The 26,725-nt window shown below is 47.6% G+C and carries 24 protein-coding genes; 11 read left to right on the top strand and 13 right to left on the bottom strand.

Annotation, left to right across the window (positions count from 1 at the left end; genetic code table 11):
* Positions 1–58: 58 nt before the first annotated feature.
* Positions 59–460, top strand: a complete 402-nt coding sequence (locus tag ACN0S4_RS08265) for a GFA family protein (protein ID WP_417657212.1) — start codon at positions 59–61, stop codon at positions 458–460.
* Between the two features lie 61 nt (positions 461–521).
* Here the strand turns inward: ACN0S4_RS08265 and ACN0S4_RS08260 are convergent, their stop codons facing one another.
* The gene (locus tag ACN0S4_RS08260) at positions 522–1,646 is read right to left on the bottom strand and encodes a type 1 glutamine amidotransferase domain-containing protein (RefSeq protein ID WP_417657211.1); all 1,125 of its coding nucleotides are present in this window, start codon (positions 1,644–1,646) and stop codon (positions 522–524) included.
* 136 nt (positions 1,647–1,782) lie between these two features.
* On the opposite strand from ACN0S4_RS08260, the gene ACN0S4_RS08255 reads away from it, so the two are divergent.
* From ACN0S4_RS08255 to ACN0S4_RS08235, 5 genes are all read left to right on the top strand, one after another.
* Positions 1,783–3,168 carry a S41 family peptidase gene (locus tag ACN0S4_RS08255; RefSeq protein WP_417657210.1) on the top strand — a complete coding sequence of 462 codons (1,386 nt, stop codon included), beginning with the start codon at positions 1,783–1,785 and terminating at the stop codon, positions 3,166–3,168.
* Entirely contained in the window at positions 3,165–3,854 is a 690-nt protein-coding gene (locus ACN0S4_RS08250) for a response regulator transcription factor (protein WP_417657209.1), read from the top strand. Before ACN0S4_RS08255 ends, ACN0S4_RS08250 begins: the two co-directional genes overlap by 4 nt.
* 10 nt (positions 3,855–3,864) lie before the next feature.
* Positions 3,865–5,109: a sensor histidine kinase gene (locus ACN0S4_RS08245; RefSeq protein ID WP_417657208.1), complete on the top strand. Its 1,245-nt coding sequence runs from the start codon at positions 3,865–3,867 to the stop codon at positions 5,107–5,109.
* A 128-nt stretch (positions 5,110–5,237) separates the two neighbouring features.
* Positions 5,238–5,546 (top strand): hypothetical protein, encoded by a 309-nt coding sequence (locus ACN0S4_RS08240; protein WP_417657207.1) that lies wholly within the window; start codon positions 5,238–5,240, stop codon positions 5,544–5,546.
* Entirely contained in the window at positions 5,536–6,855 is a 1,320-nt protein-coding gene (locus ACN0S4_RS08235; RefSeq protein WP_417657206.1) for a type II toxin-antitoxin system HipA family toxin, read from the top strand. The genes ACN0S4_RS08240 and ACN0S4_RS08235 overlap by 11 nt, the downstream gene beginning before the upstream one ends.
* Positions 6,856–7,046: 191 nt before the next feature.
* On the opposite strand, the gene ACN0S4_RS08230 is transcribed toward ACN0S4_RS08235, so the two are convergent.
* The 11 genes from ACN0S4_RS08230 to ACN0S4_RS08180 all read right to left on the bottom strand — a co-directional run bounded on the left by ACN0S4_RS08230 (position 7,047) and on the right by ACN0S4_RS08180 (position 20,149).
* The gene (locus tag ACN0S4_RS08230; RefSeq protein WP_417657205.1) at positions 7,047–8,057 is read right to left on the bottom strand and encodes an alpha/beta hydrolase family protein; all 1,011 of its coding nucleotides are present in this window, start codon (positions 8,055–8,057) and stop codon (positions 7,047–7,049) included.
* The gene (locus ACN0S4_RS08225) at positions 8,057–8,938 is read right to left on the bottom strand and encodes a S1 family peptidase (protein ID WP_417657204.1); all 882 of its coding nucleotides are present in this window, start codon (positions 8,936–8,938) and stop codon (positions 8,057–8,059) included. Before ACN0S4_RS08225 ends, ACN0S4_RS08230 begins: the two co-directional genes overlap by 1 nt.
* Positions 8,935–10,800 (bottom strand): amidohydrolase family protein, encoded by a 1,866-nt coding sequence (locus tag ACN0S4_RS08220; protein WP_417657203.1) that lies wholly within the window; start codon positions 10,798–10,800, stop codon positions 8,935–8,937. Before ACN0S4_RS08220 ends, ACN0S4_RS08225 begins: the two co-directional genes overlap by 4 nt.
* 92 nt (positions 10,801–10,892) lie before the next feature.
* Positions 10,893–12,404, bottom strand: a complete 1,512-nt coding sequence (locus ACN0S4_RS08215) for a winged helix-turn-helix domain-containing protein (protein ID WP_417657202.1) — start codon at positions 12,402–12,404, stop codon at positions 10,893–10,895.
* Positions 12,405–12,629: 225 nt separating this feature from the next.
* Positions 12,630–14,072 (bottom strand): amidohydrolase family protein, encoded by a 1,443-nt coding sequence (locus ACN0S4_RS08210; protein WP_417657201.1) that lies wholly within the window; start codon positions 14,070–14,072, stop codon positions 12,630–12,632.
* A gap of 70 nt (positions 14,073–14,142) precedes the next feature.
* A complete protein-coding gene (locus ACN0S4_RS08205) occupies positions 14,143–15,177 on the bottom strand; it encodes a helix-turn-helix domain-containing protein (protein ID WP_417657200.1) in 1,035 nt (344 codons plus the stop codon).
* The gene (locus ACN0S4_RS08200; protein ID WP_417657199.1) at positions 15,174–16,127 is read right to left on the bottom strand and encodes an alpha/beta hydrolase; all 954 of its coding nucleotides are present in this window, start codon (positions 16,125–16,127) and stop codon (positions 15,174–15,176) included. Before ACN0S4_RS08200 ends, ACN0S4_RS08205 begins: the two co-directional genes overlap by 4 nt.
* 90 nt (positions 16,128–16,217) lie before the next feature.
* Entirely contained in the window at positions 16,218–16,904 is a 687-nt protein-coding gene (locus ACN0S4_RS08195) for a hypothetical protein (RefSeq protein WP_417657198.1), read from the bottom strand.
* A 117-nt stretch (positions 16,905–17,021) separates the two neighbouring features.
* Positions 17,022–17,660 carry a glutathione S-transferase N-terminal domain-containing protein gene (locus ACN0S4_RS08190; protein ID WP_417657197.1) on the bottom strand — a complete coding sequence of 213 codons (639 nt, stop codon included), beginning with the start codon at positions 17,658–17,660 and terminating at the stop codon, positions 17,022–17,024.
* 22 nt (positions 17,661–17,682) lie between these two features.
* Positions 17,683–19,155 carry a hypothetical protein gene (locus tag ACN0S4_RS08185; RefSeq protein ID WP_417657196.1) on the bottom strand — a complete coding sequence of 491 codons (1,473 nt, stop codon included), beginning with the start codon at positions 19,153–19,155 and terminating at the stop codon, positions 17,683–17,685.
* A gap of 136 nt (positions 19,156–19,291) precedes the next feature.
* Entirely contained in the window at positions 19,292–20,149 is an 858-nt protein-coding gene (locus ACN0S4_RS08180) for a helix-turn-helix transcriptional regulator (RefSeq protein ID WP_417657195.1), read from the bottom strand.
* 419 nt (positions 20,150–20,568) lie between these two features.
* Here ACN0S4_RS08180 and ACN0S4_RS08175 point away from each other — a divergent pair, with 419 nt between their 5' ends.
* From ACN0S4_RS08175 to ACN0S4_RS08160, 4 genes are all read left to right on the top strand, one after another.
* Positions 20,569–21,252, top strand: coding sequence for a hypothetical protein (locus ACN0S4_RS08175; protein ID WP_417657194.1), 684 nt, complete (start codon positions 20,569–20,571; stop codon positions 21,250–21,252).
* Positions 21,253–21,254: 2 nt separating this feature from the next.
* Positions 21,255–21,902: a hypothetical protein gene (locus ACN0S4_RS08170; protein ID WP_417657193.1), complete on the top strand. Its 648-nt coding sequence runs from the start codon at positions 21,255–21,257 to the stop codon at positions 21,900–21,902.
* 75 nt (positions 21,903–21,977) lie between these two features.
* Positions 21,978–23,324, top strand: a complete 1,347-nt coding sequence (locus ACN0S4_RS08165; RefSeq protein WP_417657192.1) for an ankyrin repeat domain-containing protein — start codon at positions 21,978–21,980, stop codon at positions 23,322–23,324.
* A 93-nt stretch (positions 23,325–23,417) separates the two neighbouring features.
* Entirely contained in the window at positions 23,418–23,555 is a 138-nt protein-coding gene (locus ACN0S4_RS08160; protein ID WP_417657191.1) for a hypothetical protein, read from the top strand.
* Between the two features lie 172 nt (positions 23,556–23,727).
* Here the strand turns inward: ACN0S4_RS08160 and ACN0S4_RS08155 are convergent, their stop codons facing one another.
* Positions 23,728–25,095, bottom strand: a complete 1,368-nt coding sequence (locus tag ACN0S4_RS08155) for a serine hydrolase domain-containing protein (RefSeq protein ID WP_417657190.1) — start codon at positions 25,093–25,095, stop codon at positions 23,728–23,730.
* A gap of 143 nt (positions 25,096–25,238) precedes the next feature.
* Between ACN0S4_RS08155 and ACN0S4_RS08150 the strand changes: the two genes are divergently transcribed.
* Positions 25,239–26,696: a M1 family aminopeptidase gene (locus ACN0S4_RS08150; protein WP_417657189.1), complete on the top strand. Its 1,458-nt coding sequence runs from the start codon at positions 25,239–25,241 to the stop codon at positions 26,694–26,696.
* Positions 26,697–26,725 lie beyond the last annotated feature (29 nt).

Below are 26,725 nucleotides of genomic sequence, written 5' to 3'. Positions count from 1 at the left end.
AGAGCCAAGCAAACTATTTTTGGTACGTTAATCCAATAAATTGATGTGAGGTACTTTCATGAGGAGTCATTTCGGTTCATGTTTGTGTGGAGCAATTACTTTTGAAGTAGAAGGAGACTTTGACAGCTTCTATCTATGTCATTGCAAGCACTGCCAAAAGGATACCGGTTCGAGTTACGCAGCCAATTTGTTCTCCAAATCAGCCGAGATAAAATGGAATTCGGGAGAAGATGTTGTGACGTCTTTCACGCTCCCCGAAACCCGTCACAACAAAAGCTTTTGCAGGTTATGTGGCTCTGCAGTGCCTAATACTCAAATTCCGGGTTTACTCGTCGTGCCTGCGGGTTGCTTAGACTCTAAAATTGATATCTCTCCAACTGCGCATATTTTTACATCGAGTCGCGCCAATTGGGGTGCAGATGCAGATGAACTGCCTAAATTCGATAAGTTGCCAGAGTGATTATAGCCTTATTCCAAACAGCACCTTAGATAATAAAAAATCGAGTTTAGGCAGGCCGAAATCAGAAAAGCGTTTCAAGTTTTTCGAGATTCAAATGCCCTGCAAACTTAGCTTTAAACTCTTCGAAGATTTCGAAAGCGTGCTCACGATGACCTTGCTCAAGCAAGTTAAGAATGAGCTGCGTGTCGTACTCCGGATGAGAGAAGTACTTGCGAATAGTTTGCATAAGCACAAGTTCGCGAGGCTTATCCTGTTCATCGGCTAGGCGATAAGCATAAAAGCCGTAGAGAGCCAAGTAGTTCATGTCGTAGTTATCAACATCGCGGGCGAGTGCTAGGTCGAGCATTGCAGAACCCGTCTCGCGAGCAGCGGAAATAAGCGCCATCGTTGCTTCGTCATGGAATGGCTGACGCGCTTGCAGTGGCAAGCCAAGAGCTAACACTGTGGCTTCAGCTGCTTTGGCGACGGAACCGGGGTTTTGCGCGGTGATTAAATTTCCGTCTACCGCAATATAGGGCAGCATCGGTGCATTATTGACGAAGACAGCTCCGCGTTCTTTTAGTTTATCTTCAAGCAAGAACGGGAAATGCTCGATATGCTCTGCTGAAAATGCATGTTCCTCGGTATTCGTGAAGCTATTCATGCGCTTGCCATCGACAAACCAACTACCGTCGTTGTTTTGCAAATTCACCAGCGCGGCCGGGCCGTGACAGACCGCAGCAATTGTCATATCGCTATTGACCGCTGAGCGGAGCAGTGTTTGCGTTGCTGCATCTGCAGGCAGGTCAATCATGGCGCCTGAACCACCAATAATAAAGACCGCATGGTAATCGCTAAGGTCTACATCTGTCGGCGCTAGAGTATTCTCGAGTTGATTCAAAGCGAGCTCTTTGAATCGCTGAATATATGCTAAGTCGTCTTTGTTATTCTTCACCAACACCGCGCCACCTTTGGGGCTCATGATATCGATCCGAATACCATTGTCGTACAGCACCAAATAAGCCTGGGCGAGCTCTTCAAGATCATAACTGAGTTCCGGCGTCTGTTCAGTTCCGTTACTCGAAATCAGCATAAGTACGCGCTTGTCACTAGATTCTTTGCTGGCGGTTTGTGCCATGGCACTACTGAGGCAACAACTGCCCAGTATCAATGCTATTCCAATTAAAAATAAGATTACATTTTTCATAGAAAGTCTCCTGATTAAGATTCTCGAGCATCTTAGTTAGGAAGCTGTCGTGAGAATGTGAAGAAAATTTGTTCAGCCTCGACAAAGTCTTCACATACGTTTGTGTAGCTTATGCACCAAGCTACAGGAGACGATCATGAACACATTTAAAGCGATACTATTTCTCACAATTTTTCTGCTTGGTGGCTGCGCACAATCCCATTTGGAGATTTTCCCGGAGCTAGAAGACTCTAGCTTAATGGACCGAAAAATCTCGGTTTCACAACTTCATCAAGATATTGATGCATTCGTGGCTGGCGTTCAGGCAAGGCATCCTGATTTCGACAGCTATGCTAACCAGCAAGCGATACAGCAGAGTATGCTAAAACTTAAGCAACAAATCGATCAACCACTGACTCGTGTCGAGTTTTTTCGTTATGTCGGGCAACTGTCGCATTTGTTTAATGATGGCCACAGTTTTTTAATTTGGCCTTATCAAGAATATGCTGCAGCAGTCGACGCCGGAATCCAGCCATTTCCTTTTGCGGTAAAGGAGCAAGACGGTTCTTTGTATCTGGCTCGAGACTATAATTTAAATACAGATAGTGAATCTAAAACACTTGTAGCTGGAAGCCGGATTATCTCGATAAATGGCGTGTCAGCTGAACAAATCATAGCGCAAGGTCAGCACTTCGTCGGCGGTGAAACGCAACACCTTCGAGAAGCTTTTGTGGCAGCACGCTTTCCCTATATTCTATGGGCAGTGTTCGGCATGATTGGTGATTTCGAATTGGTGGTGCAACACGAAACCCAAGTAAACTCGGTTGACGTGAACAGAGATCAACAGTGGCAGTCGCAAACCGGGCAAGTTGCTAACACCGATTTAGAATTGCAAATCCGAGAACCTAATCTGGCCTATTTGCGCGTGGGTTCATTCGATGTCGATCCAGAGCAATTCGCTGATGACATTGCTGATCACTTTTCGACTATCAAGCAGCAAAACATTCGGCACCTGATCATCGATATTCGCGAAAACACTGGTGGTAACACCGATACCGCGACTGAGCTTGCAAGCTACCTTGCCGACGCACCCTTCAAGCTAGTGTCGCACGTTACCGAACGACTCAACGAGGACAATCGCGGCTGGTTCGGTTATAAAGGGAGTGCAGGTGACATGATTCGCACGCCATGGACTGATGAAGTGAGTCCCAAAAGCGAAGCAAGGCGCTTTACCGGCAATGTCTATGTACTGATTGGGCCGGTAACCTATTCAGCAGCCATTGTGTTTGCGACCACAGTACAGGACAACCAGATGGGTAAACTTATCGGCGAGCCGACCGGTGGCTATGCGAATCAGACCGCGCAAGGAAATTTATTTAATTTACCGCATTCGCAGCTGCGCGCGTATGTGGCCACCCGACTGTTGGTGCGCCCGAATGGCGCGACTGAGGTTACGCCTGTTGTTCCTGATGTAATGGTACAGCCCGACATGGCAAGCGGCAGCGATACAGCGCTGACAAAAATAAAGGAGCTGATGCAATGACCACATTAACGGTCTTGCTAGTCGAAGATACCTTGGCTATAGCAACTGAGGTTTGTGACTACCTTGAAGAGCAAGGCGTGCAAGTCGACTTTGCCGCGACGGGAAAGCACGGCCTGCAGTTAGCGCAAGAGCAGAATTACGACGTGGTCATTCTGGATGTCATGCTGCCCGACATGACCGGCATTCAGGTCTGCGAGAGTATCAAGCTGACCTGCGACCCAATACCGCCGGTACTGTTGCTCACTGCGCGTGACAGTATTTCCGATAAATCTGTTGGCTTTGCGGCCGGTGCCGATGACTATTTAACCAAGCCGTTTGATTTGCAGGAGCTCTACCTGCGCTGTCAGGCGCTGGCGCGTCGGCAACAATTGCACCAAGCGCAATCGGTGAAAATAGGCGAACTCGAAGTCAATGAGCGGCAGCAATGGGCGCAACGTGAGGGGCAATTACTCAAGTTGAGCAGCACGGATTTTGCGATTTTGCTGTTGTTGGTCCGAGCCTATCCAAATGCGATAAGTAGGCAGCAAGTTATTAGCAAAGTTTGGGGCGATGACATGCCCGATAGTGATGTGTTGCGTTCGCATATTTATACTTTGCGGCAGGCGCTGGATAAACCCTTCGCCACGCCGATGCTCGCTACCTTGCATGGGGTGGGCTTTCGGTTGCAAACCAGTGAGAGTAAATAGCAAAGTGAATGTGACTGGCAAAAGCACGAGCATCAATCGGACCTTACAGACGGCAGTCGTAAGCTTCGCGCTTATACTTGCGGTCTGTTTGGTGGGCTTACTTATCGCCTATGCCTATGTGGTTGAGGACAATGTCTTTAATCGACTCGTAAATAGCGAAGCGACTTATCTTGAGCAAGTTTATGTCGAGGAGGACCGGGTTGCCCAGCCACGCTTTCCGTTTATGACGGTTTACGCAAGTTGGCAAGAGTTGCCGGCGAGCGTGCAAGAGCTGCACGTACGCTCACCTGAACGCGTTGAGTTTCCGACCGAAACTGGTGGGACGCTGCATGTGCAAGCTCTACAATTAGGCGGCAACGAATGGATTCTTGCCGCCGACGTGACTGGCTTTGAAGTGTCGCGAGATTATTTACCACGCTTGGTGCCCTGGATCGGCTTGATCTTTGCCACCGTCCTCGGCGCCGCGTGGTTACTGAGTTTCTATTTAGGGCGCAGCATCACCCAACCATTAACGCGCTTGTCCAACAGCTTTAAAACGTCAAGCGACACCGCCACGCCGATAATGCTGCCCGCGCGTTTACCGCCTAACGAAATTGGTTATCTCGCAGAGGTGGTAAAAAGCAGCGTCGATAAACTGCAAGCTGCACTGCAACGTGAAGCCGATTTTACCCGCGATATTAGTCATGAGCTGCGCACGCCAATCACCGTTTTGAGGTTTCTGGTTGAGCGTCTTGATGACGAGAAAGGGCTGAGTGAGCAGCAGGGCAAGCAACTCACGGAAATGGTTGCGCGTATTGAAGAAACCACCACAGTGCTGCTCGCACTAGCACGCGAAGAATCGGTACAAACTGAATCATTAGGCCTGTTGGCTGAGCTGGAAGCCTGCATAGTGAGCCACCGAAAATTATCGGGTCTCAAAGATTTTGAGCTGACGATTAATGTACCTGATAGCTATCGTATTCATGCCAACCAGAATTTGCTGCAGTTAATACTGACCAACCTGATTAATAACGCATTAGAGCATGCGAGCGAACCGATGCTGCATATTGAGCTGAAGGAACACGCATTGCATTGGACCAATCCAGTAGGCAATCAAACGCCAGAAAATGTCACTGAAACCAGCGTAAAAGGGCCTGCTAGTCAAGGTCTTGGGCAAGGACTACATTTAGTGAAGCGAATCTGTCAGCTCAGGCAATGGCGGCTTGAGACAGTGGTTGAGCCGCCAATTTTTCGGGTAATAGTTCAATTTAAATGACTAAAATAGAGATTCACGCATAAAAATACGCTTTAATGTACTTCATACAATGTAAGTTTGCTATATTAAACTAAATGGTCGATATTTATAACATAGTTCATTAAAAACAACTTTAGTTGGTGAAGTATATGAAAAGTCACATCACAGATTTAAAACAGCAGACGCGCAGGCTTTTGCAAGAGCTCGAGCGAATCGAGGCAGCCGAGCTTGAAAATAAAGAGTTATTTCCGCTGTCTGAATTAAAGAATCGTGTGACTCAGTATGTGAAAGAAAACGATATTACCATCGACACCTTTTGCGACTTGGCGATGATAAGCAAGACAACACTCTACGCTGCATTTAATTCACCAAGCTCAACAAAGTGCTCAACCATTGAGTCAATTATCGCTGTATTTGGCAACTATACATTGTATGTAGGCCGCTCCGATGCACGTTAATCGTATCGCGACTGTTTTCGTCAATGGTGTGAAGGCGGGCGTACTCACCGAATATCGTGCATCGCAGGACTTATCTGCTCGTGAGTCTTATACGTTTGAGTATGCAGCAGACTACCTAGTAGATGGCGCACCAATTGGGCATCATCTTCCGCTCGCAAAGGCCCAGTATGAGTTTGATGCGTTACCGCCGTTCTTTACCAATTTGCTCTCAGAGGGTTGGTTAAGAACCCACCAAGCGCAGCGGGCACGACTTGATAAAAGCGATGAATTTGGGTTGTTGTGCTCCAATGGCGAAGAACTCATTGGTGCCGTATCAGTAGTCGCGGGTGAGGTTGAAACGTTACCAAGGCAGCGATTTGTTCAACTGCCAATACCGAAGCCAAGCACATTGAAAGACAAAGGCGTCACCATTGTTGGCACGTCACGCTCATTCAATGACTACGCTGTTGACCACGCCAACGGACACTCCATATCAGGTGTGCAGCGAAAGCTGATGATGAAACTTGAGGGTCAACAACTGGTGCCAACGACGCGTGGCGGACAATACATTGTCAAACCCGCCCCCGAAGGTGTTCCGCATTGCCCTGAAAACGAGTTTTTTGTCATGAGCTTAGCCAATAAGATTGGCCTGAAGACGGCTGAATGTGGCCTTGTCCCCTTTGAAGACGGAGAATTCGCTTATGTGACGAAGCGTTTCGATATTCTCAGCAAGGATGCGCGTTTCTTTGTCGAGGATGGCGCTTCGTTATGTATGGTGCACCCTAAGCATAAAGACAGCGAGGCGTTAAGTTATGAAACCGTTTTAAAAAGGCTAAGCGAGACCGCCGGAAACAGCAAAGCGGTGACGCTCAACCTATTCTTACAAGTCGTTTTTTCATACCTTGTTGCGAACAATGATTTGCACTTAAAGAACTTTTCTTTGATGCGAAAACCTTCTGGACAAGACGCAACGATGGATAGTTTAGCGCCCATCTATGACGTACTCAGCCTCGCACCCTATCCCAATTTTGATCGCGCTTGCTTTATGTCGATTGGTGTTCTCGCAACCGAGGAAGGAGACGAGGGTTATTTCAGTGACGCCTACGAGCAGTTTGGCTTTTATACCCAAAGCGACTTTGTGCAGCTTGGGGTGAACGTAGGCTTACCGCAAGCACTCGTGAAAAAACAACTAGAACAGCTCATGGGCAAGTTATTAAAGGTGATCGAAAGTGGTTTTCGAACGCCGTTACCGGACCAAATGTACGCAACGATAACGGATCGTATTCGTGAGCGTTGTCGCGCGGTGGAGCTACCCTACGACGAAGCGTAGGGTAGCGAGCGTCAAAAGTGCCCAGTCATGGCTTTTGCGGCAAGCGCGAAATCCCCCAAAAGAACACCCCTAAACCGCATCCCATGAGGAATAAAAACAGTCCAATTCCGACTGGAGAACCCCAAGATAAAATTACACTTAGTTCATACATTAATTTGCTCCTTTAGCAGCGATGGCTGCAAAATTATATTCTAAGTTGTCTTAAGATGCTGCTTGAACCATTTATCAATCGCTTCAACTACAGCTTCACGTTCACCACGAATCATGTGGTCTTCACCGCTGAACACCTTGAGATTATGCGACCTAACATGAGTGTGCAAGCGCTCGGAAAGCGTCCGCGCCGATTCCACTGAGACGCGTTCATCATCTTCACCATGAAGTTGTAAAATACCAACATGCGCTGGCAGTTTTTCCGGCCAAAGGCTCACGGAGCGGGTGTAAAGCTGCTCTGCCTGTTGCGTAGCGTAATTGGGAATGAGGGCACGATAGACGCGCTCCATTTCTGGGCGAAAGTCTTTCATTTCGACCAAATCAACAAGGCCACCAATCACCGCCACTGCGCGGTAGCTGGTAGCAGTATCTTCTGGTGCATCGCGTAGGGCCATAAAGGTGTTCATCGCGCCTCGCGACACGCCTAACATGAAGCGCTGCGAACCGTCGGTTTCAGGCATTGCCGCAACTAACTCGCTGAGTGCGAGCACATCTTGCACGTCGCGGCCGCCAAATTCATCTTGACCTTCAGAGCGGCGACTACCGCCACGGTATTGTGTTGCAGCAACCACGTACCCTTGCTTTGACAAAGGAATGATAAAGTCCAATAGCTGCGCTAAGGTTACCGAACCAAAACCCTGATTACCGCCACGGTTGTAGAGCACCATCGGTAGCGGTTCTGTCACCTGCTTAGGTTTGACAATAAACGTTTGCACCATAGTGCCGTCGGTACTTGGGTAAATGCCGACGGTGCAATCCACACTAGCCACAGCATCGTTAAAGCGTTCTTCGTCGTAGCGCCATGAGATGACCCACGTTTTGAACCAACCATTGCGTTCACGCATCAAGTCGATCCAAGCATCGTAGGTGGGGAACGCTTTAAAGCAGCTACCACCGACATAAAGCTTCGCATCTTGGCTGGCTGCTAGTGTCGTGCTGGATGCGATAGTGCTAAGCACGAACAGCACTGTTAAAACAATACGTTTAAACATTAGTTTTCCTTAACAGGGGTGTAGTTGATCTGGGCGCACACGCTGTCGATATCCTCGATCCCAGGCTGAACAAAGCGCTCAGCTGAACTCATCTGTAAGCGTTGCGCAGGAGTTGCCGCGAACATGGCTTCGAGCCAAGGCAAGTGAGCAGAAATACGGGTGTAGACTTCGTTCACGCCATACTCACCGACGTCTTTGAACCAAGAGTCCGCGCGCGAGCTAATGCCAAGCAGCCAGTAGGTGTTGCCACGTTGCATAAAGGCTGGCCCGCCACTATCGCCGTTGCCCGAAACACCTTCTAATGGCAATGCTTTGTCGTCACGGTCAAAAGTGAATGAGATTTCATTGCCTCGGGCGGTTTCTACGCGGTTTTGTGCTTTGCGCAGCACGCCGTCGTTAGCTTTGTAATTGACCGTTGGCCCGGTCAGACCGTTGCCCGTTGCGCCAGAGCCAATAAACCAAACGTCTTTACCAGCCTCGTTGCTCCCCGCATAGAGGAGGGCAGGGGTGGGTGTTACCAGAGGCTTTGCTAGCTCAATTAGAGCGATATCGTTGTCGCCTCCGCGTTCATAATCTGGGTGGCTGTATCGCGCTTTCACCTCGGCGAGCTGATCACCGATGCGAATCGCAGTCCCTGGCGTAACGCAAAACACCGTGTGCGCTGCGGTCACAACCCATTGTGGTTTCACCAAGGTGCCGTGCGCGCCGATCTTGTAGAGGGTCGCGAGGGGTGGAAAGTCGTCCTGTGTTGCCAAATAGTGAGCATCTTTGACGTCGTGCCGAATCACAATTGGTTTCGCCAAGGCATTGATTGCGAGTAGACACAAGCCGATGCCTACCAGGCTATAAAGCCAAACTGATAAGCTGCATTTGCTGTTCATAAGCTGCCATCCACGTGATAAACAAGGCTACCGTTCTGGAAAACTTGTGTGGGCGTTAACAAGGCTTGTGGATCTTGTAATGGATCACGTTGCAGCAAGTTAAACGTCGCCGCTTTGCCTTGTGCGATAACACCTTGCTGCTGGGTTATGTCGAAGGCGTTGGCGTTGCCAACGGTTAAAGCCTGTAGAATCTCCCCGGCACCGACGCCTGCGCGCTGCCATGCTCTAATTTCCTCAGCTACCGCAACAGCATGTAAGGTTCCTGGATTGCCCGCATCAGTCCCAAAACCGACCTGCAAGCCGGCATCAAGGGCGGCACGTAGATTGCTGTATTGCACCTGCAATATGCGTTGTGAAAAGAGTGCTTCGAGTTGTTGCACGATAGCTTGCTCTTGTGCTGATAACGCGGCGCGTTCCTCTGGACTGGCGTCGACAAAAGGTACATAGCGGGTAAAAACCTGAAACATCTGATCCGTCGCAGGAAGGTTTTCCTGTAATTCGGCGAAGGAATTCAGCACATAGGCGTCGGCGAATTGCTGTTCGAATTCAGAAAACGTCAGTTTTTGTTTAAAAATCGAAAGATAATGCTCGTAGGCCGTCAGCGTCGGCATGTAGGAGACATCATGCGCTTGGGCTAACTCGATAAACTCGCGGTCGATAGCAGCAGTCATAACGCCATGGACCAGAATATCTGCTCCTGCGCGAATGGCTGCTTTGGCGTAGTCCAAGTCTTGTGCGTGCACGGCAATAATCTGACCGTGAGCTTTCGCCTCTGCGATGGCCTCGACAAAGCGTTCCTTTAATTGCCGGGGACTAAAACCGGCTTCGTTGGTAAACACAAACTTACTAATCTGTGCGCCAAAGCCGCGTTGCATTTTGATCGCAGCGGTTGCCTCTGCTGGCGTTGCGGCAGCCAAAAACGTGGGGCCATAGTCACCGTCAAGCGCGGCGACAGGAGCAACACTTATCAACTCACCGGCACTCAAGATGGTCGGGCAACCTGATGTGCAGTCAAGCTGGTTAAGGGATTGAAGGCGTTGCGTTGGGCCGCCTAAATCCGCAATTGTCGTGATGCCAAGGCGAAGGTAGTCGTGCAAGATATCCGGCAACTGTTCAGTCAGCCATGCTTGGTCCTGGTCATAGCTGTGTAGTTCTGTTGCACCAATAATATCCGGTCGGGTAAAGGCGCTGCCACTCTGCGATAAGTGCACGTGACCATCGATGAGGCCCGGAATCAGCCACGTACCCCGAGCATCTATCAGTTGTGCTCCGGTGGGAATTTCCTCATTGATTTCGGTAACTGCCACGATGTGCTCATTTTTGACAGTGACCGTTGCGGTGCGCCAATCGCTAGTGCCAGGTTGCTTTACTCGAGCACCGTAAATGACTTTTACTGGGGCTTCGTCCTGCGCTTGTTGGCAAAACTCCGGATGAACAGCATAAAGTTTGACCTGTTGCGCTTGCTGCACTTCAACACACTGAACATCGTCATCGAGTTGTTGCTTACTAATGACAGCAAATTCGCCCTTGTCTTGGTGGTAAAGGCGATAGCGTATGGCGTCATTTGAGCCATCAGCTAGGGCGCTGACCACCCCACCTACTAGCACCCCGGCAAGCACCCCGGAAATCATATCTTCGGAATCACCATCGAGCTCATCGAATAGACCATAACTCGCGCCCGTTACCATGCCTTCAGGTACGCGTGAGTTTAAAGTTACCGCCTCTTGGTCCAACACCACCGCATGATAGCGCTGAATTGTTTCATCGAGATCTGAGCGGTCGACGCCCGAGCTAGAACATGCCGTAAGCGCGGTGACAAGACCACAATACATAAGTGATTTAGCGAGTGATTTTATTTTCATGTTTACATCCTCTGTTCGTTGTCGGAACAGCATGGCAAGACATGAAATAAAAGGCTTAGAATTCCTCTATAAGAACTCTATAATTTTTAACGCTATGATTTTGATAGTTTATTTTTGTAATCCGCAATAAGCTGCTTGACTATGACAAGGTTACGCTCAAGCACCATTTGCTCAGCAAGTTGTAACTCTGCCTGAGCTTTTGCCGTGTTTCCTTGCGCGAAGTAAAAGTCAAAGTAATCCAGATGCCCTTGTACAATACCAAGCGGGCAATTCAAGAGCTGTTGATAGCGAAGTGACTCGGCTAAAAGAGGCTCCGCTTCACTGAAACGCTGTTGTTGAATCAGTACCTGACCTTGCATTGCCTTTGCATAAGCGTGATAAAGCCAGTCCTGTTGGGCCTCGGCTGCTTCTTGTGCGGCGCCGAGAAAATGACTCGCCGCGGGTAGGTTATTGCCCATAAGCGCGACACCTTTCAAATAAAGGAGGCGGCCGCGTAGTGCTTGAGTTGGCAGAGCATCAAGAGCCCCAAGGCCGGCTTCAATATGTGGCAATGCTGTTTCAATTTGGCCCAAATGCAAGTAGCTCCGCGCCAGCAAAAAGCGCTGCATAGGCTCTTCAGGGTGCTCAAGTACAGCACTCTCCAGATAGGGAAGAGCCGCTTGCGTTTCGCCCTGCGCGAGCAGTGTCATGGCTCGATGCGTTAAGGTCGTGGTTAACAGCGAGGAGGCACCGCGGTGGGGGCGCGCCAATTCGCCGAACAACTGTAGCATCAGCGCTTCGGTATAATCGCTGATGACCTGTTCAATAGTCCCACCGTGCAGCACGCCGTGGCGTTGCGTACCGTCTCTATGCCATACGGTAAAAAGTAACGAGTACTCACCGGGAACGCCACTCAGTTTACTACTGATGATTTGTGTTGCTCCGGAAACTGAAAAATAATCTGTTGGCTTTGCAGCCGGTTTACGGTCCATGATGTCCAAAACATCACTGGCTTGAAAAACCGTTCGGTTGCTCTCGCTCGGTAGTCGCTGGACAACCGTTTGCAGGGCGCCAAAGCCAAGCCCGCGGTCTTCGTTTGTGAGCGCCGAAGAATCCGTAGGCAATACCATCAAGGCTTGGTGTTCGGTCGCTTTGAATCGTGACTCTTCCTGCAGCGACGAAGGCTTCTCGCCGTATCTGCTGAAAGAAAACCAACCGATCGTCACTGAACCCATTAATACAGCCACAAGAACAGAGAAAAACAGCCAGCGCGGTTTTGACTGCTTAGCAGAGGTTTGCGTTTGCGATTGTGATTGAATGGCAGGTTGTGAGGTAGTGGGGAGTAGCCATGCATAGCCTCGCCGTGGATACGTTTGAACCACCGCGGTGGGTGCAAATTTCCGCCGGATCTCATTAATTGATTGGAAGACGGCCTGATCTTCAACAAAGCTGTTTTCCCACACGGCATTCATGATCGCTTCTTTTGCACACACTTGTTGTGGTTGTGCGGCTAAGAACTTTGCTACCGCATAGGTTTTCGGACGCAATTCAATGCGCTCATCAGCGTAGACTAAGGTGCCGGTGGCGTCGTCAAAATAGACGGGCGTTGCATTATCTTGGGCCATCTAACGGGTTTCCTACCTTTTCCTATGAACTCTTTGAAACACTCAACCTGCGCAACGACAAACGTGAGTTTCGACAGCTCACCACTGCAGTGTGGACCAACGTTGCCGGTCAAAGCATAGAGCATTACGCACAACAGGACGGCTATTTATTTGTAACTGAACGCAAATCGAGTCAGGACTTCGAGTCGACATTTAGCGAGCGTCGTTTTAGTACCTCGTTTATGGCTAACCGAACAGCAGATAATTCAGATGCCGAGCGACGCTCAACAGCCAGTTTGAATGTTGATGCGCCTCATCTCGCAGTTGATTGAGATCGTTGCTATCGAACACGCGACCTTGTTGTATCACCATGAGTGGGTCGCGTAGGGTTTGTACGGTGCTTACTGGGTTTTCTTTTAAAACCACTAAATCTGCCTGGAAACCTACCGCAATGCGGCCAAGTTGTTGATCCATGTCGACGCTATGTGCAGCATTGATTGTTGCTGCAGCCAGAGCAACATGGGTTGGAATACCAGCGGCAACCATCAGTTCTATCTCATCGATTGTGGCTGGACCGGGCAATCCAGTTAACGCACCGGCATCCGAGCCCAACACTAACGTGACGCCGCGCTCGTGCATGCGTTGCGTTAGGTGATGCAGATATGCGTCAACCTCCAGATTGTAGGCCGCGAGTTCTGGCGATGCATTGAGCCAACGCTTAAACGATGTTTGCTCATAAATAAAGCGCGCGAAAGGCGTGATTCCCGCTTGGTCGGTCTGCTTCAGGTATTCATACTTTTCGTTGCTAAGGCGGGTCAGCTCTCGATTAACGGCTAGGGTCGGCACGAGCGCAACATTGTGGTCGACAAAAAACTGCGCTGCCGCTCCGGCTTTTTTGTCGTTAAAGGTTTGCGCTAAAAAGCCATCGTAGATTTCTTCGCTGTGCTCAAAGGTACGCAGTGCACCATGTTCGTCTAGGTTCTTATGCATTAAGTCATACGAAGGGTGCCCTGCAACCATCACCCCAAGCGTGTTCGCTTCGGCTAAAATTGCACTGTACGTTTGCGCATGTAGGCCTTCATAGACTTTAATAAAATCGTAGCCTTCGGCAATGTAATCGCGCACTGCTTGACGCGCCCGCTCAGGATCGTTGACGCGGAAATGTGCTAGCGGGTCACCTTGTTCGAGGCTATTAAAAATAGGACTCGATACCACCATGCGGCTGCCAAACCACTCACCTTTTTCCAATTCGTCACGCCATTTCAGGTGATAAGGAAATCCACCCATATTGCGCACAGTGGTTACCCCAGCAGCTAACGCTGACTTGGCGTAACTACGGTCCAAAACATGCACGTGAGCGTCAATAAGCCCCGGCATGAGGTAGGCTTGTTTGCCATCAATGACGGATAGGTCATCGGCGCTGAGTTTCGTCATCGGGCCTAGTTCCGTAATGACACCATCGCGCACCACGATCGCGTGATTCGAAAGCACTTGCTGGTCATTCATCGTCAGCACGTTGACGTTGGTAAGCACGAAACTTTGCGATTTATCGAAATTCAGCTCAGTTTCACCGCTCTCTAGGTCTTGATAAAGCCACAGCAAAGCTGCGAGGGTAAAAAGCGAGAGTAAGAGTATCGCAGTGCCGCGCAGACAACTCCGCGGAAAGGTTTTCAATTTGCTAGTTTTCATATGGGTAGACTCCAAGCACTGTTGTTTGTGCCTGTAGCCTAGTTCGCGGTCTGTCTACTAGCGACCAGAATCAAGATTCTAGACTTTTTAAATAGCGACTGGGCGGCATTCCTGTCTGTTTTTTGAATACCGCGTTGAAAGAAGACTTGGAACTAAAACCAGCGTCTAGCGCGATATCCAGCAGTGGCCTTTGCGGTTGCGATTGCGCCATCTCAACCACTTGCGCAATGCGTAATTGGTTGATGTAATCAGCAAAGCTTGTTTGTCCGCCGTGGTTAATTGCCCACGAGATATCTTTTGCATTGAGACCCGTGAGAGAGGCGATATCTTGCAACGCTAGGCGCGGTTTGAGAAAGAGCTCTTCACGTTTGACTAAGCCATCAATTTCGGTGAAGAGACTAACGGCCTGCTCATTCGAAGCTTCGGTGCTTACTTTTTCAGCTTCCTCAAACTCGCGCAAATCATCGAAAAGTTCAGGCTGCCGAACAATCCCAACCAGAAAACCGGCGAGCAATAACAGTAAAATGACTTGGTCGATGAAATACCACTGATTACGCAGTTCGTAGGGCAGGAAAGGCTGCAGGTTGGCACGCACGATTTCAATGACGATTAAGCCCATTAGAGTGAAAAGCAACCCCATTAACCAGCGCAGTTGCAAGCGTTCGGTGTCAGCCCTGCGTTCCCTAATGGCACGCTCATAACGCAGTAACAGCACCAGTGATAGTTTGAGGTAAATGAGTTGGCTTAATGCGCCGAGTGCGAGAACCCAGCCGATATGGCTTGCGAAAAAGAGGGCAATAAGGGCCGGCACAAAATGCACGGCATCACGCCATACCAGCGGCTGTTCCGGTCGTACCAAGACCCTGACAAATAGATAAAGACTTGGGCCACCGGCAAGACTCATGGCTGGCGTAACGAACACTGGGACAAACCGCAGTTCTTCTAAAAAATTAAAGAGCACAGCCAGTGCTTGCACCAAAAATGCCAAAACCAAACCGGTATAGCGAGGCTGTCCCCGTAGCATGGCGATTGCCAGTAGACTCACAAATAACATGAGTAGCTGAACACTATTCACCGGCAGTAGTTCGATAGGTGCAAGCATCATCGTTCAAGCCAGTTCAAAATAATCTCACTGCTGTCATTGCCAACAATCGCCATACTAGGATGGTTTCTGTTCGGAAGGTTTTTAACAGTTAAATGCTCGCTCATGAGCTGGGCAAAGGCAGCGTAAGGGGAAACTTCATCCGCCGACGAGGTCAAAATGAGAGTGGGTACCGATAGCGACGCAAGCATCGGTAAAATATTGGTATCAGAGGCGGTTAAATTGACCTCGGCCAACGCTGATGAGGCCCCATTGAGAATCGCATCTTCACCAATCAGGCCGGCCAGGAATGGATAATTTGAGCTAGAATAGCGCAGTACAGCCTCGTCAAAATTGAGCATAGGCGCCTGCAAGATCAGGCCATGAACATCATCACGCATGCTCGCAATACGGGTAGCCGCAACCGCGCCCATTGAGTTGCCCAGCAAATAGAGGTTGCGTTGAGGAACATGCTCTTTGGCGATGATTTCATTAATTATATAGCTATCGATGACACCAAAAGTCTTTGCCCCAGCAGAGTCACCATGCCCGAGTAAGTCGGGAACGATGACGTTGAACCCTAGGAAGCGAAAGTAGAGCGCGGTATTTACCATGAACTCTTTGGATGCACGAAATCCATGTATCAACACAATCGTGCTTGGTGCATAAACGGGCAGATTATCTCGTGTGACAGATAGCTCAACAGCGGTTGTGGAACGCGCTGATGAAATTTCAGTTTGGTATTGCAAACGCCGACTTGTGAGCGGCTCACCGATAAAGTAATAGGTACAACGGTCTTCGTTAGCGGAGCAATGCTCACGCTTAGTAAAGCCGAGCTCCGCAATTTCTTCAGGGGAGCCAATCGAGTCATAGCTGAAACTATCCGCTGATTGTAAATAACTCGAAACGAGTGATGTACATCCGGTCAAACTGAAACTGGCAAGTAATAGAATAATAAAACGTACAAAGTTCAAAAGGGTTCTCCGTCAAGTCACGAGCAAACTATTGCCTTGGTAATTAAGTAGAGCCTAATTTGTCGAACTTTTCTATTGCTTGATCTAACATCATTGAGCCGCAGCTAGACGCTTGCGCTCTGCAGATTTACTTATCCTGACCCACCGAAACAAATAAAGGATAATAATCTTTGTAGAAGCACTCACTACGGCGAGCAGCAGCAAGGGCCAACCATCCTCAAGCCCCAAAACAAATGCAAATGCGATTGTCGAAAAATCCATCAACAGAATGAGTTGACTCATTTTTATATCGAGTGCTCCAGTACTGCCTAGCTTAAGTACCAGCATGATTTGATGGATATAACCTTGCGCAAGAAAAATAGTAATAATAACTATCATTGCCGCCATTAGCTTGCGTCCATCATCGGTGTAGGCATCTGTTATTAGGCCAAAGGTGACTCCTGACACGAGCAATATAATGGCTAAAGCGAAAAGGCTGAGGGAAGTAATCGCTTTTCGGTCAATCCATATTTCATACAAAACCACAGCCACTAAAAGAGCGGCTATCAACCTCGGCCAAACAATAAAGTGGTTAAAAGGCTCTATCGACATGCCGTATACAAAAAATGAGTAGTAAGCCAAAAAGCTAACAAAGAATTTATTTAGAGAGAGAATTTCAGTTGCTCCGTGCCGGCTTTCTCTCTTACGTAGCCAAACCGTCCTAACTTGCGAGAAGACACCAATCAGGCTCACTACAATTAAAATCGAATTCAAAGTGCCAAAGAAGTTAAAAAGCATAAAGACTCAATCAGTTAAATTTGTCGACAATATATAGATCAAATCGGATATTAAGAAATAAATTCGACTTATAACCAATATATTGTCGACAATTTCTGCGTCGGCTAATGCTTTTCGTTAGGCGACGAGAAAAAATGGCCATTGCTGACCCTGGTGACCAGGGTAATTTTGCGCGAGCTCTTGATAATGGGGATCAGCAGCTAGCGCATCATTGAGCTGCAGTAATTCCTCAAAGCGATAATCATGCATAGCATCAGATTGGCCGATAAAACGTGCAATGAGTATCATCGAGAAAACCAAAACTAAACCCACGTTCACTTCGACCTTCCCTGTGTTAACCAACAAATGGTCAAGCAGTACATCAACGCTTTTTTGGTAGTTCGTTACGCCGGCTTCACGCATCAATTCGCTTTCTCGGCTGGGGCCAAACTCACCTTCCAGCAGCTTCGCGCGAAACAAAAAAATCAGTGTCGCTTCGAAGTCGCAATCGCCCAGGCGAAACAGTTTGGCATCCGAAGTGCGGTGCCACTCGTGTCCTAACAAGTGCAGTATAATCAGCAGCGAGTCGCTTATGGGTTCCTCTTTAGTGATGAGGGTGGGAACTTGTAACTTAGGATTGTACTCGACTAGCAAACGGTCACTTTCCAGATTGTCCCAAGTGAGCAAGTGCTCACTATGATCCATTTCTCTTTGCAACATTAACCATTTAATCGAGCGTGAGAATGGCGAATCGACAACCCATATCAGTTTGTTCATTTGCGTTCCTATGGCTAACATCTTAACCGTTTACGCAAATCGTGTAGCCTGGTGGGCAGGTTTTCGGCGTAAAGTCGCGTGTCCATTGCGTGAATTCTTCCATGCTGAATTGGCGCCAACCACGAATATCTACTAGCGTCTCCACCGCGAGATCGAGCTCAGCGAGAACGTCAGCAAAGCGCACCATATCGTGATAGATCCGGGGTTTCGAGGTTGTTAAATCGGTGACGTAATGGTCTTCTGCAAGCACCATCTTGGCGGCGGGTAGATAGGCCAATAAGTAATGGCGGGAATGCGCGGTGGCAATATCAAAGAGCTTTAAATTGCCCAACGTAAATGCTGCTCGTGGCGGCACCGAAATGATTTTGTTGTCGACCTCATCGACCGTGATATGGCTTAAAATCGAATCACTATGCTGTTCAGCAACTACTAATGAGGCACCTAAAGCGAGGGCGTTGTCTAAGCCGCGAACATTAGCATTATGATGATGTGTAACGACAAAGTAGTTAAGAGGTTTCTCTTGTTGAGAGAGCTTTTTCACCGCAGCGAAATTCTCAGCTAAGGCATCCGCCGCACCCATTGCAATATAATGGTCTGCTTGCTCAATAAACACCGTAAGTGCACGACCGGTGCCGGCTTGATAGACGCCATCGGAAATCTCTTTGACAGTTAGCTCAGAAGCGTCAATTGTTTCACCCCAAGGAGTAAAATTCTTGAAGCCTTGAAATGCGGCCTCGAGATCTGGGTCGAGTTCAATTGCACGGTGTACTGAGGTTAAGCGCAGCTCGCCATTAACAAAGAAGTTCATGTCGCGGGCAAAGGCAATCTTGCTATCGGTACTATGATTGGAAAAGACATAAAGTAGCTCGCCGGCGCGAGGGTGATGGCGCAGCAGCTTGTGGATAAGCCCATTTGCCTGGTCGACGAAGTAGGTATAGCGCTCGCCAGAGTCGGTTAGGTGGGTCAGCTTGTGCTGCAAGCGCCCACGGAAATAGTCATCGCCCGCATAGTCTAGCTGGCCTTTTAGACTCACCAAGCGCCGAGCATGCAACGTATCGCTGCTGCGCTCAAGTGACGCTCCGAGGCGCGTAAAGTTGGCCCAGTTTTGCTCGGAGTATTTCTCATGCAGGATGTCATAAACGATGGTTTGGTCACCCTGCTGAATCCACTTCTCCAAGTCTATTGTGGTGCGCGGCACGCGGTAAGACAGCAAACTTTTGCGCTGTCCCACGAAGTCTATCGTCAGTTCTTCATTGATTCGCCATAACTCGGGAATAGTGGGCGTTTCACCCTCGCCAGGCCACGGGCCTTTGTTGTAATCAATTACTTTAATGCTGTCGGCCTGCAAGAGTGCATCGCCGCCATAGGCTGCTATGACTTTATCGACAATAGTTTGCGTAGAAACATTGGTTGGACGGGTTGTATCGGCGACTGCTGTGGAGAGACCACAAAGCAAAGCGCAGCTGAAGAGTAGTCGTGTAAGTGATGAACGCATGATTGGATATACCTCAAATTTGGCGAGCCCGTGAGTGTGGCATGCTAAATGTCAGCTTTTTGTGAAGGTGAGTACGGCGATAGTAAGGAGTGCAAACAGGCATTTCGTCCTTCCCACCTAGGAAGGACAGTTAGCATTAGGGGCAATTTGCTCGGTATTCGCTTGGGGTCTGATTTAGGTAGTTTTTAAACGCTTTATAGAAAGCCGAGCGCGAGTTGAAACCGGTCGCATAGGTAATGTCGAGTACGGAGTGGTCCGTCGTGGCTAATAACTGTCGTGCATCGTCGATTCTTGCTTTATTGATAAAATCAAAGAAGGTGGTATTGAGGTGCTGCGACAATGTTTGGGAAATATACTGGGGCGGCTCAGCAATATGTTTCGCCAGTTTGACGAGATTCAGGTCTGATTCGAGATGAATCTGGTCTTGCGCTACAGCGGTTTCTATTTTCGCTGCAATTCTTTGCAAATCTTTCTTACGCAGTGCCGAGCGTTCATAGGCTTGTGCTTTTATCACGTACGCTATTTCTGTATTCGCCTCTGTTGTCTCACCGAATCCAGTCTGTTGTTTGATGCCGTTGTGAGCCACTAACCACACGATAAGCGACAACAACCCGAGTACTCCCGTCTCTGAAATACCCAAGTGAGCAAGTCTGTTTTCTAGCGCGAGCACAACGAGGGCGTAGACCCACGTCAAGATCATAAGGGCAGACGTAATAATGACCCAGTTAAGTTTACGTCCTGACTCATCCGCGTATATGAGTCGGATGTTTTTGTGATAAGCCAATGTACGACGAAAAATACTGAATACGTAGCCGCAACTGAGCAGGAACCAGACCACTAAGAAGAAAGCAAACGCCATAGCTAACGTGATAAGCCATGGTGTATCGACTGGTTCTGACGCGAAAAACATCTGCTGAAAGTCTTTCGTCGGAAGCAGCGCGAGCGCAATACTCAGACATAACACGACCGGCACGATGGCAAAGTGCTTCAACATCAATGGTTTCCAACACCATGAATCAGTTGTGATAGTTGCATCGTGGTAAAGCCAAAACGCTGGCAGAAATAGAAAAAATACAACCGGAATAAAACTTACATAAAGGTGCACAAGGTTTGGTGCTAACTCAAACACCACTGCACCTGAGGACAAGTAAAGGAGACAACTTAAAAGCAGCAGCAGAGGTCCCCTCGACCGACGTTTAGGAATATGAAAAATAGCAAAGCCGGCCACTGCCATGGCGATCGAAGAAAAGAAGATAGCTAACATAGATGTCGATGCACTTACCCTAAAAAAATCAGCATAGCACAGAGCTTGCCCAAACTGTCTTTCCTACGTGGGAAGGACGAACGGGCTGCAACCATCTCGTATTATCGTCTCATGAACGTTGATTTTTAGTAACGAATATGAGGTTCAGTATGTCGATTGAAACGATGCGTCACTGTCAGGTGAGTGACTCGAAACTATCTCGCTTTGGGGCGCTCGCATTCTTTTTAATGCCGGTCTGCTATCTCGGTATGTTTATCATCTTTGGTGCATTGCTTGCCATTCCCCAAGGCCCGGATATCACGGAGAGAATTACGTATGTAATGGCCGAGCAGGATCTTATTGGTATTGCTTACCTGTTGGGCTACTTCATTTTTGGATTTTTATTACTCGTTGCGGTGCAAGTTATTCATAACAGGTTCTTGGGCGTCAGTCAGCATTTGCTCAACAGCGCCAGTCTTTTTGGCTTCATCTGGGTCGTGCTCATGATGTGCGCGGGAATGATCGCCTTGGTGGGCATGAACACCATGATTGCATTGAACTTAAAAGACCCACAGGCGGCAGCCATCCTATTTTATAGCTACACCATGATTGTGAATGCACTTGGCGGTGGAATTGAGTTGGTCGGCGGTATGTGGGTACTACTTCTAAGTATTGTTGGTCTGCGTTCGCCTATCTTTTCAAGACCGCTGTGTGTTGTAGGCTTATTCGTCGGCGCATTTGGCGTCCTTACGGTTTTTCCAAGTTTGCCTTTTACTAAAGAAGCCTTTGGATTAACTCAAATCGTTTGGTTTGTGTGGGTTGGAGTGGTGTTATGTCGCCACAAGGATAGTTAAACATGCGCCATTTGATTTTTTTGCTGGCGACTATGAGTACCAGTGAACGCCTAAACCTTGATTATGACATTCACATCACCAATGGCAGTTCGAATGTGAATCTTTCTGTTGTGCACAACAAATTAGGTGAGCCACTAGTTCGCGTTATCGGTGCAGATAACGACAGTTTCCGGGATGAAATTCAAAGTCTAATACATAACGATAAAGCCGAAGTGTTTGGCAACGTAGACTGTGATCACTTCAAAAAAATGATTCCTGCCAATATTGGCGCGATTAGCGATACCGAGGGCACAAAAACTTTCGCATTTCGGCCGATTCCAACGGCAGATGATGACCCCGACGTTTATGAAAATTTGCACGGTATTGCTGAGATATCAAGTACAACAGAACAGTTAATAAGCATAACGCTCACCAACGATGGCTCGTTTTCGCCGTCGTTTGGCTCCACAATTCATCAATTGAGTTTTGCGATTGAGTGCTTTCCTCTGACTGAGCAAACCATGGTTCTAAAAAACTATGAACTTATCGTGCAGGGCTCGGCATTTCTGATGCCTTTTGAAGAGCGGATGAAGCGAATCTATAGCAATTATCGATGGTCCAACCCGAGTGCTGTTGATCATGACGACGAAATCATCATACCTGCTCATTAAACGTGTTGTTTTCAATATGCTTGTAATGTTGCGGCATACAGCGTCATCACTTATCGGACAGCGAGACTCTCAACAATGAAATTACGCAAAGTTTTTCAGCTTTTGTCATGCTCAACGCTGGTGCTTACGTCAATAGCGTCGGAGGCAGTTGTCGTTCGTCATGACAAAGCTGATAGTGCCTATCAGCAATACGCAACCAAGTTTGCACCCTATATTGCATTTTTAGACCGTTGCACCGCGACTGTAATCAATGATTATTGGCTAGTTACAGCCGCACATTGTGTAAATCCAGAAGAGCAATACCCAGTTAAAGTTCAGCACTTAGGTCACGATTACTCTGTGGTTAAAATTATCAGGCACCCTAGCTTTACCGAAGTCGGTGAGCCCGACCTAGCATTATTACAACTGCGTTGGCCACTCAAACAAGCGAAGCAAGCTTCACTTTATCGCAAGAGTAACGAACTAAATAAAGAGATTACTATCGCTGGGAGAGGAACGACGGGCAATGGAATCATCGGTGATATTCAGCATGACAATCTGTTGCGAGCAGCGACTAACACCATCACTTCGGTAGATGGAAAGTGGCTGACCTTTGAGTTTAACCAGGGCGATAGCGCAACGAATCTTGAGGGTGTTAGCGGATCTGGTGATAGCGGCGGCCCGGCATTCATTTTGGAAAACGGCACTCTTTATCTTGCCGGTGTTAGTTGTTGCCAGGAATCTGAAAGGCCAGGGGCTTATGGTGCCATAGAGTACTATTCTCGAATTTCAACTGAATTGAATTGGCTGAAAGAGCAAATTGCTGCCAACGAAATGCAACCAGAACTAAAGCATCCGCTTGTCGCTCTGTTGCGCTCAGGCAATCAGAGCGAAGCGTTGAGGTTAATGCAGCAGGATACTTGTTGGTACCAATCATCAGCGTTAACCGAAGAGTTACTCACTCACGCCTTCATCAAGAAAGATTTAGATCTGTTTAGAGTACTCATTGCTGCTCAGCCGGCTATGTTAAACGCAGAGCTACAAGGGTTGCCATTGCTTGATTACGCGCTTAAGCAAGGCAATAGCCTGTTTTTTAACTATTTGATCGACGCAGGTGCAGACGTCACTCATCTCGGATTTAGAAAGCAGCATTATTTAAGCCGGCTGATGTGGCAGTATTTTCATGATGATGCCGATGAGCTCGCAGCTAAACTCTTACAAGCGGGGTTAGACATCAATCAGCAAGATGAACGTGGCGACTCAGCATTACATATGGCCGGATTTTACGGCTCGCTGGAACGCGTCAAATTTCTGCTCGAACACGGTGCAGATATCAATTTGCGTGACAAACAAGGAAATACGCTATTAATGACGGCCCAAAAGCGGGGGCAGACGGCTATTGTTGAGTATTTACTGACAAAAGGCGCTGAACGGACAGATTAAATTTTCGCTCATACGTGTTGAACAAATTCCGAAGTGCGCACACAAAACACACAAATACTATTTTTACCTCAAATCACAATCAAGGAGTTGCATATGAATAAAAGTTTTAAAAGAACCGCTGCATACATCGCTCTAGTTTTAGTCATTGGATGTGTCGCATTTTACGCATCAATGGAAGATTACCAGAAAGAGAACTTTTCTAAGTTAGTCAGCCAAACCTTTTCAGGATAGATCTGTTACTCAATAAGATTATCGTGATTTTTAAGTGTTGAGCTTTTGATCAAATGGCCGCAATGCGCGGCCATTTTTCGTCCAACACTATTCACTGAACTTCGACGGGTTGTTCTTCACGACCGATATTTGTAACAAGCGGTCACGTAAGCCATGATAACGATGCTTAACATTAGTCCTGGCGCTTACCGATTACTTGGTTACCGTTAATGTTGATCGTCATAGACTTTGTATCGACTTTAATCATTACTTCGTCGGTATAAGTAAGACCAAGAAAACCATTTTGCTTGTCGGCTAATAGCTCATCGTTGAGAAAAAGGAGTCCGTCGATTTCTTGCAAAGTCATGCTGTCACTGTCGGTCATCAAATGCTTTTTGAGTAAACTAGGATCAAATCTATAAGTACCGAGAAACTCCACATAGTCATTCGGCTGGGCTAGCGCTTTTTGATCGGGCAGGTCATAGTCTAAGTCATTAATAATTAAAAATAACCCAGCCATCAGTTGTAGAATCGGTGTGTTTCCCCAGTTCGAGGTAACGGCGATAAAATCACCTGACGTCGATTCTCTGACCATCACACTCTTCGTGCCGTATCCACTCCCTGATGCAAATACCAAGGTCTTATCGCCAAAGGGTTTGAGTGTCCAGCCATAACTAGCAGCGTCACCACCGTCTATTTGAATTTGAGGCTTGAACATCAACTGCGTAGTTTCTGCAGAGAATAACCGGTTGTTTTCCAGAGCGACCACAAATTGATATAAATCATTCACAGTAGAATACATCCCACCACCGGCATTTTGACCTAAGTGTTTGGCGCGCTGGGCACTGGCAACGCCATTTGTTGTGATTCGATAGGGCACAGCCTGCTTTTTCACGAGCTTGCGTCCTTCATATACGCCAGTATTAGTAAGTTCTAGTGGTTTAATAATCTGGTTATTGATGTAGTTAGAGAAACTCTGTCCTGATACGGTCTCAATAATTCTTCCCAACAGCGTGATGCCTGAGTTCGAGTACTCATAGCGAGTCCCCGGAGCAAACAACAACGTCTGCTTATTGATCAAATTCACGACCTGCTGTTCGAGGGTGAGTTCGTCATACCATTGGATTCCAGATTCTCGAGGTAGTCCGCTGCTATGAGTTAATAAATGATGAACGGTGACTTCATCTTTCCAGTCAGCGTTCAATTCCGGAAGGTAAGAACCAACACTTTGATTTAGATTAATTTCGCCCAACTCAACCAACTGCATCACAGCTGTTGCTGTAAAAGTTTTCGATATGGAGTTGATGGAGAATCGGTAATCAATCGCATTGTCAATATTGAAACTTCTATCTGCCAGTCCATAACTGCTCTCAACTATCGGTAGACCGCCTTTGACGACCTTAATAGAGCCGGAGAAGCCGTAAACCGACTGATAGGCCCGCGCCAACTCTTCTATTTGCTCCCGATATTGCTGCTCGTTACTTGCTGGTTCCGCTACAGTCATAAAAGGCTGACAAAAGAAGACTATAGCCAAAATTTTCATCGCTAATTTATTGATCATGCTCATTCCTATTGGTCATCAATTCGAGTACAGTGTACCAAAATATATCTTTGCATGAAGATATAATTGTAACTAGGGATTACAGGTTGCTGTTTCACCAGTGCTAATATTTGGTAATTTCAAAAATCGTTTGGAACTTCGCTATGAGATACTTCTTTGTTTGGTTTCTACTTTCTGTTTCATCTTTTGCAGCAGCAACTACTAATCAGCAGCAGCATTTAGAACTTCAAATTGGTACTGAACCGCATAGTGGCTGCGCATTAGTTAATATCACCTTTCAAGGCGATGCTGACGGAACCACAGAGTTGGAATTTAGTCGCTGGGCGGGTTTAGAAAACCTCTCTGATCATCTGCGGGGCGTTCAGGCTAGTTATTTGGACGGGTCGATTCTCGAGCTAAAACAGGATGGCGATGATGGGTGGTTGGTAGATCACGATCCAAACGCCACCATCAGCTTTCAATACCAGATAGCATCTAATAGCCTGCAGCAGGAGGGGGAAGGCCAAGCCTACTTTCGTCCGTTGGTTTCTGCAGAAATGATTCACCTGATTGGCCACTCGGCGTTATTACTACCGAGTCATTACAAACAAGATTTTTCACTCAAGTTCACATGGCTGCCTCATTCGCATACCGCCGCTTTCAACTCTTTTGTCGGCGCTAATGATTTCAAAAAAGATTCAGTTAGTATGAGCGAACTGCGAGGCGCACTTTTTGTTATGGGGGATATTCAAATTGAGCAAAGAGAAGTCGCTGGGCAGCCCCTGTACATCACATTACAACGGAGGCCCGACGAGGGCTTGGATTGGAATTTTAATATCGCGCTTTTAGCAGATCTCGCTGCGTCGATAACACAGGCTGAGCGTGATTTTTTTGGTGACTACGATTTTCCGTTCTACTGGGTCAGTGCAATTTCAGCAGGACAAGCAATGAGTGAAGGCTATATGTTTAGTGGGACACTGCTGCATAATAACTTTGCATTGTTCCTCAATCCATCGACGATATTTGAATTGAATGAACCTAATGGCAGTCCAATCGTGAATCTACTGGCACATGAAATGATGCATGTATGGATTGGAAGTCGCATTTCTCCAGAGCTCAGTACCCCTGTTGGAGAATTAGCATGGTTCACAGAAGGGTTCACCAACTATCTGACAAATAAAGTTTTATTGCATGCCGAAATTCTGTCGCAGGAGCAATATGTGACGGTCATGAATGAAGCATTTACAGCACTCATTGAAAACCCAGCAAAGAATGCGAGCAACGAAGATATAGCAGAGAAATTCTGGAGCGACTTTGACCATCAAATGCTTCCTTATCAACGAGGGCATTTAGTGGCTTTTTATCTAGATCATAGCCTCCGCTCTACAAACCTTGAGTCACTTATTAAGGCCTGGTTAGCCGATGGAACGTGGAATCAAGCCTTTACCTTGGAGCGATTTTTGGCATCAGTGAAACCTCACCTAGCGCCTGCTAATTTAGAGCAACTTAAAAACTTCATTGAGCAAGGGAGTTTACCGAGTTGGACGTCTCTTCAAACCAGCTGTTTCAAACCTGATGGAGAGAAAAAATTAATCCAAAGCGCACAAGAAAACTGCTTTTAGAGTGAGGTTCGCATCGAATCACTATGGCG

The sequence above is a fragment of the Pseudidiomarina aestuarii genome (genome assembly GCF_048263735.1).
Classification (GTDB): domain Bacteria; phylum Pseudomonadota; class Gammaproteobacteria; order Enterobacterales; family Alteromonadaceae; genus Pseudidiomarina; species Pseudidiomarina aestuarii_B.
This window is presented reverse-complemented; position numbering and strand designations above follow the sequence as displayed.

Coding starts and splice junctions, on each gene's coding strand:
- ACN0S4_RS08250 (WP_417657209.1), top strand. CDS start 3,165: ATGACCACATTAACGGTCTTGCTAGTCGAAGATACCTTGGCTATAGCA.
- ACN0S4_RS08210 (WP_417657201.1), bottom strand. CDS start 14,072: ATGAAAACTAGCAAATTGAAAACCTTTCCGCGGAGTTGTCTGCGCGGC.
- ACN0S4_RS08235 (WP_417657206.1), top strand. CDS start 5,536: ATGCACGTTAATCGTATCGCGACTGTTTTCGTCAATGGTGTGAAGGCG.
- ACN0S4_RS08215 (WP_417657202.1), bottom strand. CDS start 12,404: ATGGCCCAAGATAATGCAACGCCCGTCTATTTTGACGACGCCACCGGC.
- ACN0S4_RS08175 (WP_417657194.1), top strand. CDS start 20,569: ATGTCGATTGAAACGATGCGTCACTGTCAGGTGAGTGACTCGAAACTA.
- ACN0S4_RS08230 (WP_417657205.1), bottom strand. CDS start 8,057: ATGTTTAAACGTATTGTTTTAACAGTGCTGTTCGTGCTTAGCACTATC.
- ACN0S4_RS08160 (WP_417657191.1), top strand. CDS start 23,418: ATGAATAAAAGTTTTAAAAGAACCGCTGCATACATCGCTCTAGTTTTA.
- ACN0S4_RS08190 (WP_417657197.1), bottom strand. CDS start 17,660: ATGAACAAACTGATATGGGTTGTCGATTCGCCATTCTCACGCTCGATT.
- ACN0S4_RS08225 (WP_417657204.1), bottom strand. CDS start 8,938: ATGAACAGCAAATGCAGCTTATCAGTTTGGCTTTATAGCCTGGTAGGC.
- ACN0S4_RS08205 (WP_417657200.1), bottom strand. CDS start 15,177: ATGATGCTTGCACCTATCGAACTACTGCCGGTGAATAGTGTTCAGCTA.
- ACN0S4_RS08195 (WP_417657198.1), bottom strand. CDS start 16,904: ATGCTTTTTAACTTCTTTGGCACTTTGAATTCGATTTTAATTGTAGTG.
- ACN0S4_RS08180 (WP_417657195.1), bottom strand. CDS start 20,149: ATGTTGAAGCACTTTGCCATCGTGCCGGTCGTGTTATGTCTGAGTATT.
- ACN0S4_RS08155 (WP_417657190.1), bottom strand. CDS start 25,095: ATGATCAATAAATTAGCGATGAAAATTTTGGCTATAGTCTTCTTTTGT.
- ACN0S4_RS08260 (WP_417657211.1), bottom strand. CDS start 1,646: ATGAAAAATGTAATCTTATTTTTAATTGGAATAGCATTGATACTGGGC.
- ACN0S4_RS08150 (WP_417657189.1), top strand. CDS start 25,239: ATGAGATACTTCTTTGTTTGGTTTCTACTTTCTGTTTCATCTTTTGCA.
- ACN0S4_RS08170 (WP_417657193.1), top strand. CDS start 21,255: ATGCGCCATTTGATTTTTTTGCTGGCGACTATGAGTACCAGTGAACGC.
- ACN0S4_RS08255 (WP_417657210.1), top strand. CDS start 1,783: ATGAACACATTTAAAGCGATACTATTTCTCACAATTTTTCTGCTTGGT.
- ACN0S4_RS08185 (WP_417657196.1), bottom strand. CDS start 19,155: ATGCGTTCATCACTTACACGACTACTCTTCAGCTGCGCTTTGCTTTGT.
- ACN0S4_RS08220 (WP_417657203.1), bottom strand. CDS start 10,800: ATGAAAATAAAATCACTCGCTAAATCACTTATGTATTGTGGTCTTGTC.
- ACN0S4_RS08165 (WP_417657192.1), top strand. CDS start 21,978: ATGAAATTACGCAAAGTTTTTCAGCTTTTGTCATGCTCAACGCTGGTG.
- ACN0S4_RS08265 (WP_417657212.1), top strand. CDS start 59: ATGAGGAGTCATTTCGGTTCATGTTTGTGTGGAGCAATTACTTTTGAA.
- ACN0S4_RS08240 (WP_417657207.1), top strand. CDS start 5,238: ATGAAAAGTCACATCACAGATTTAAAACAGCAGACGCGCAGGCTTTTG.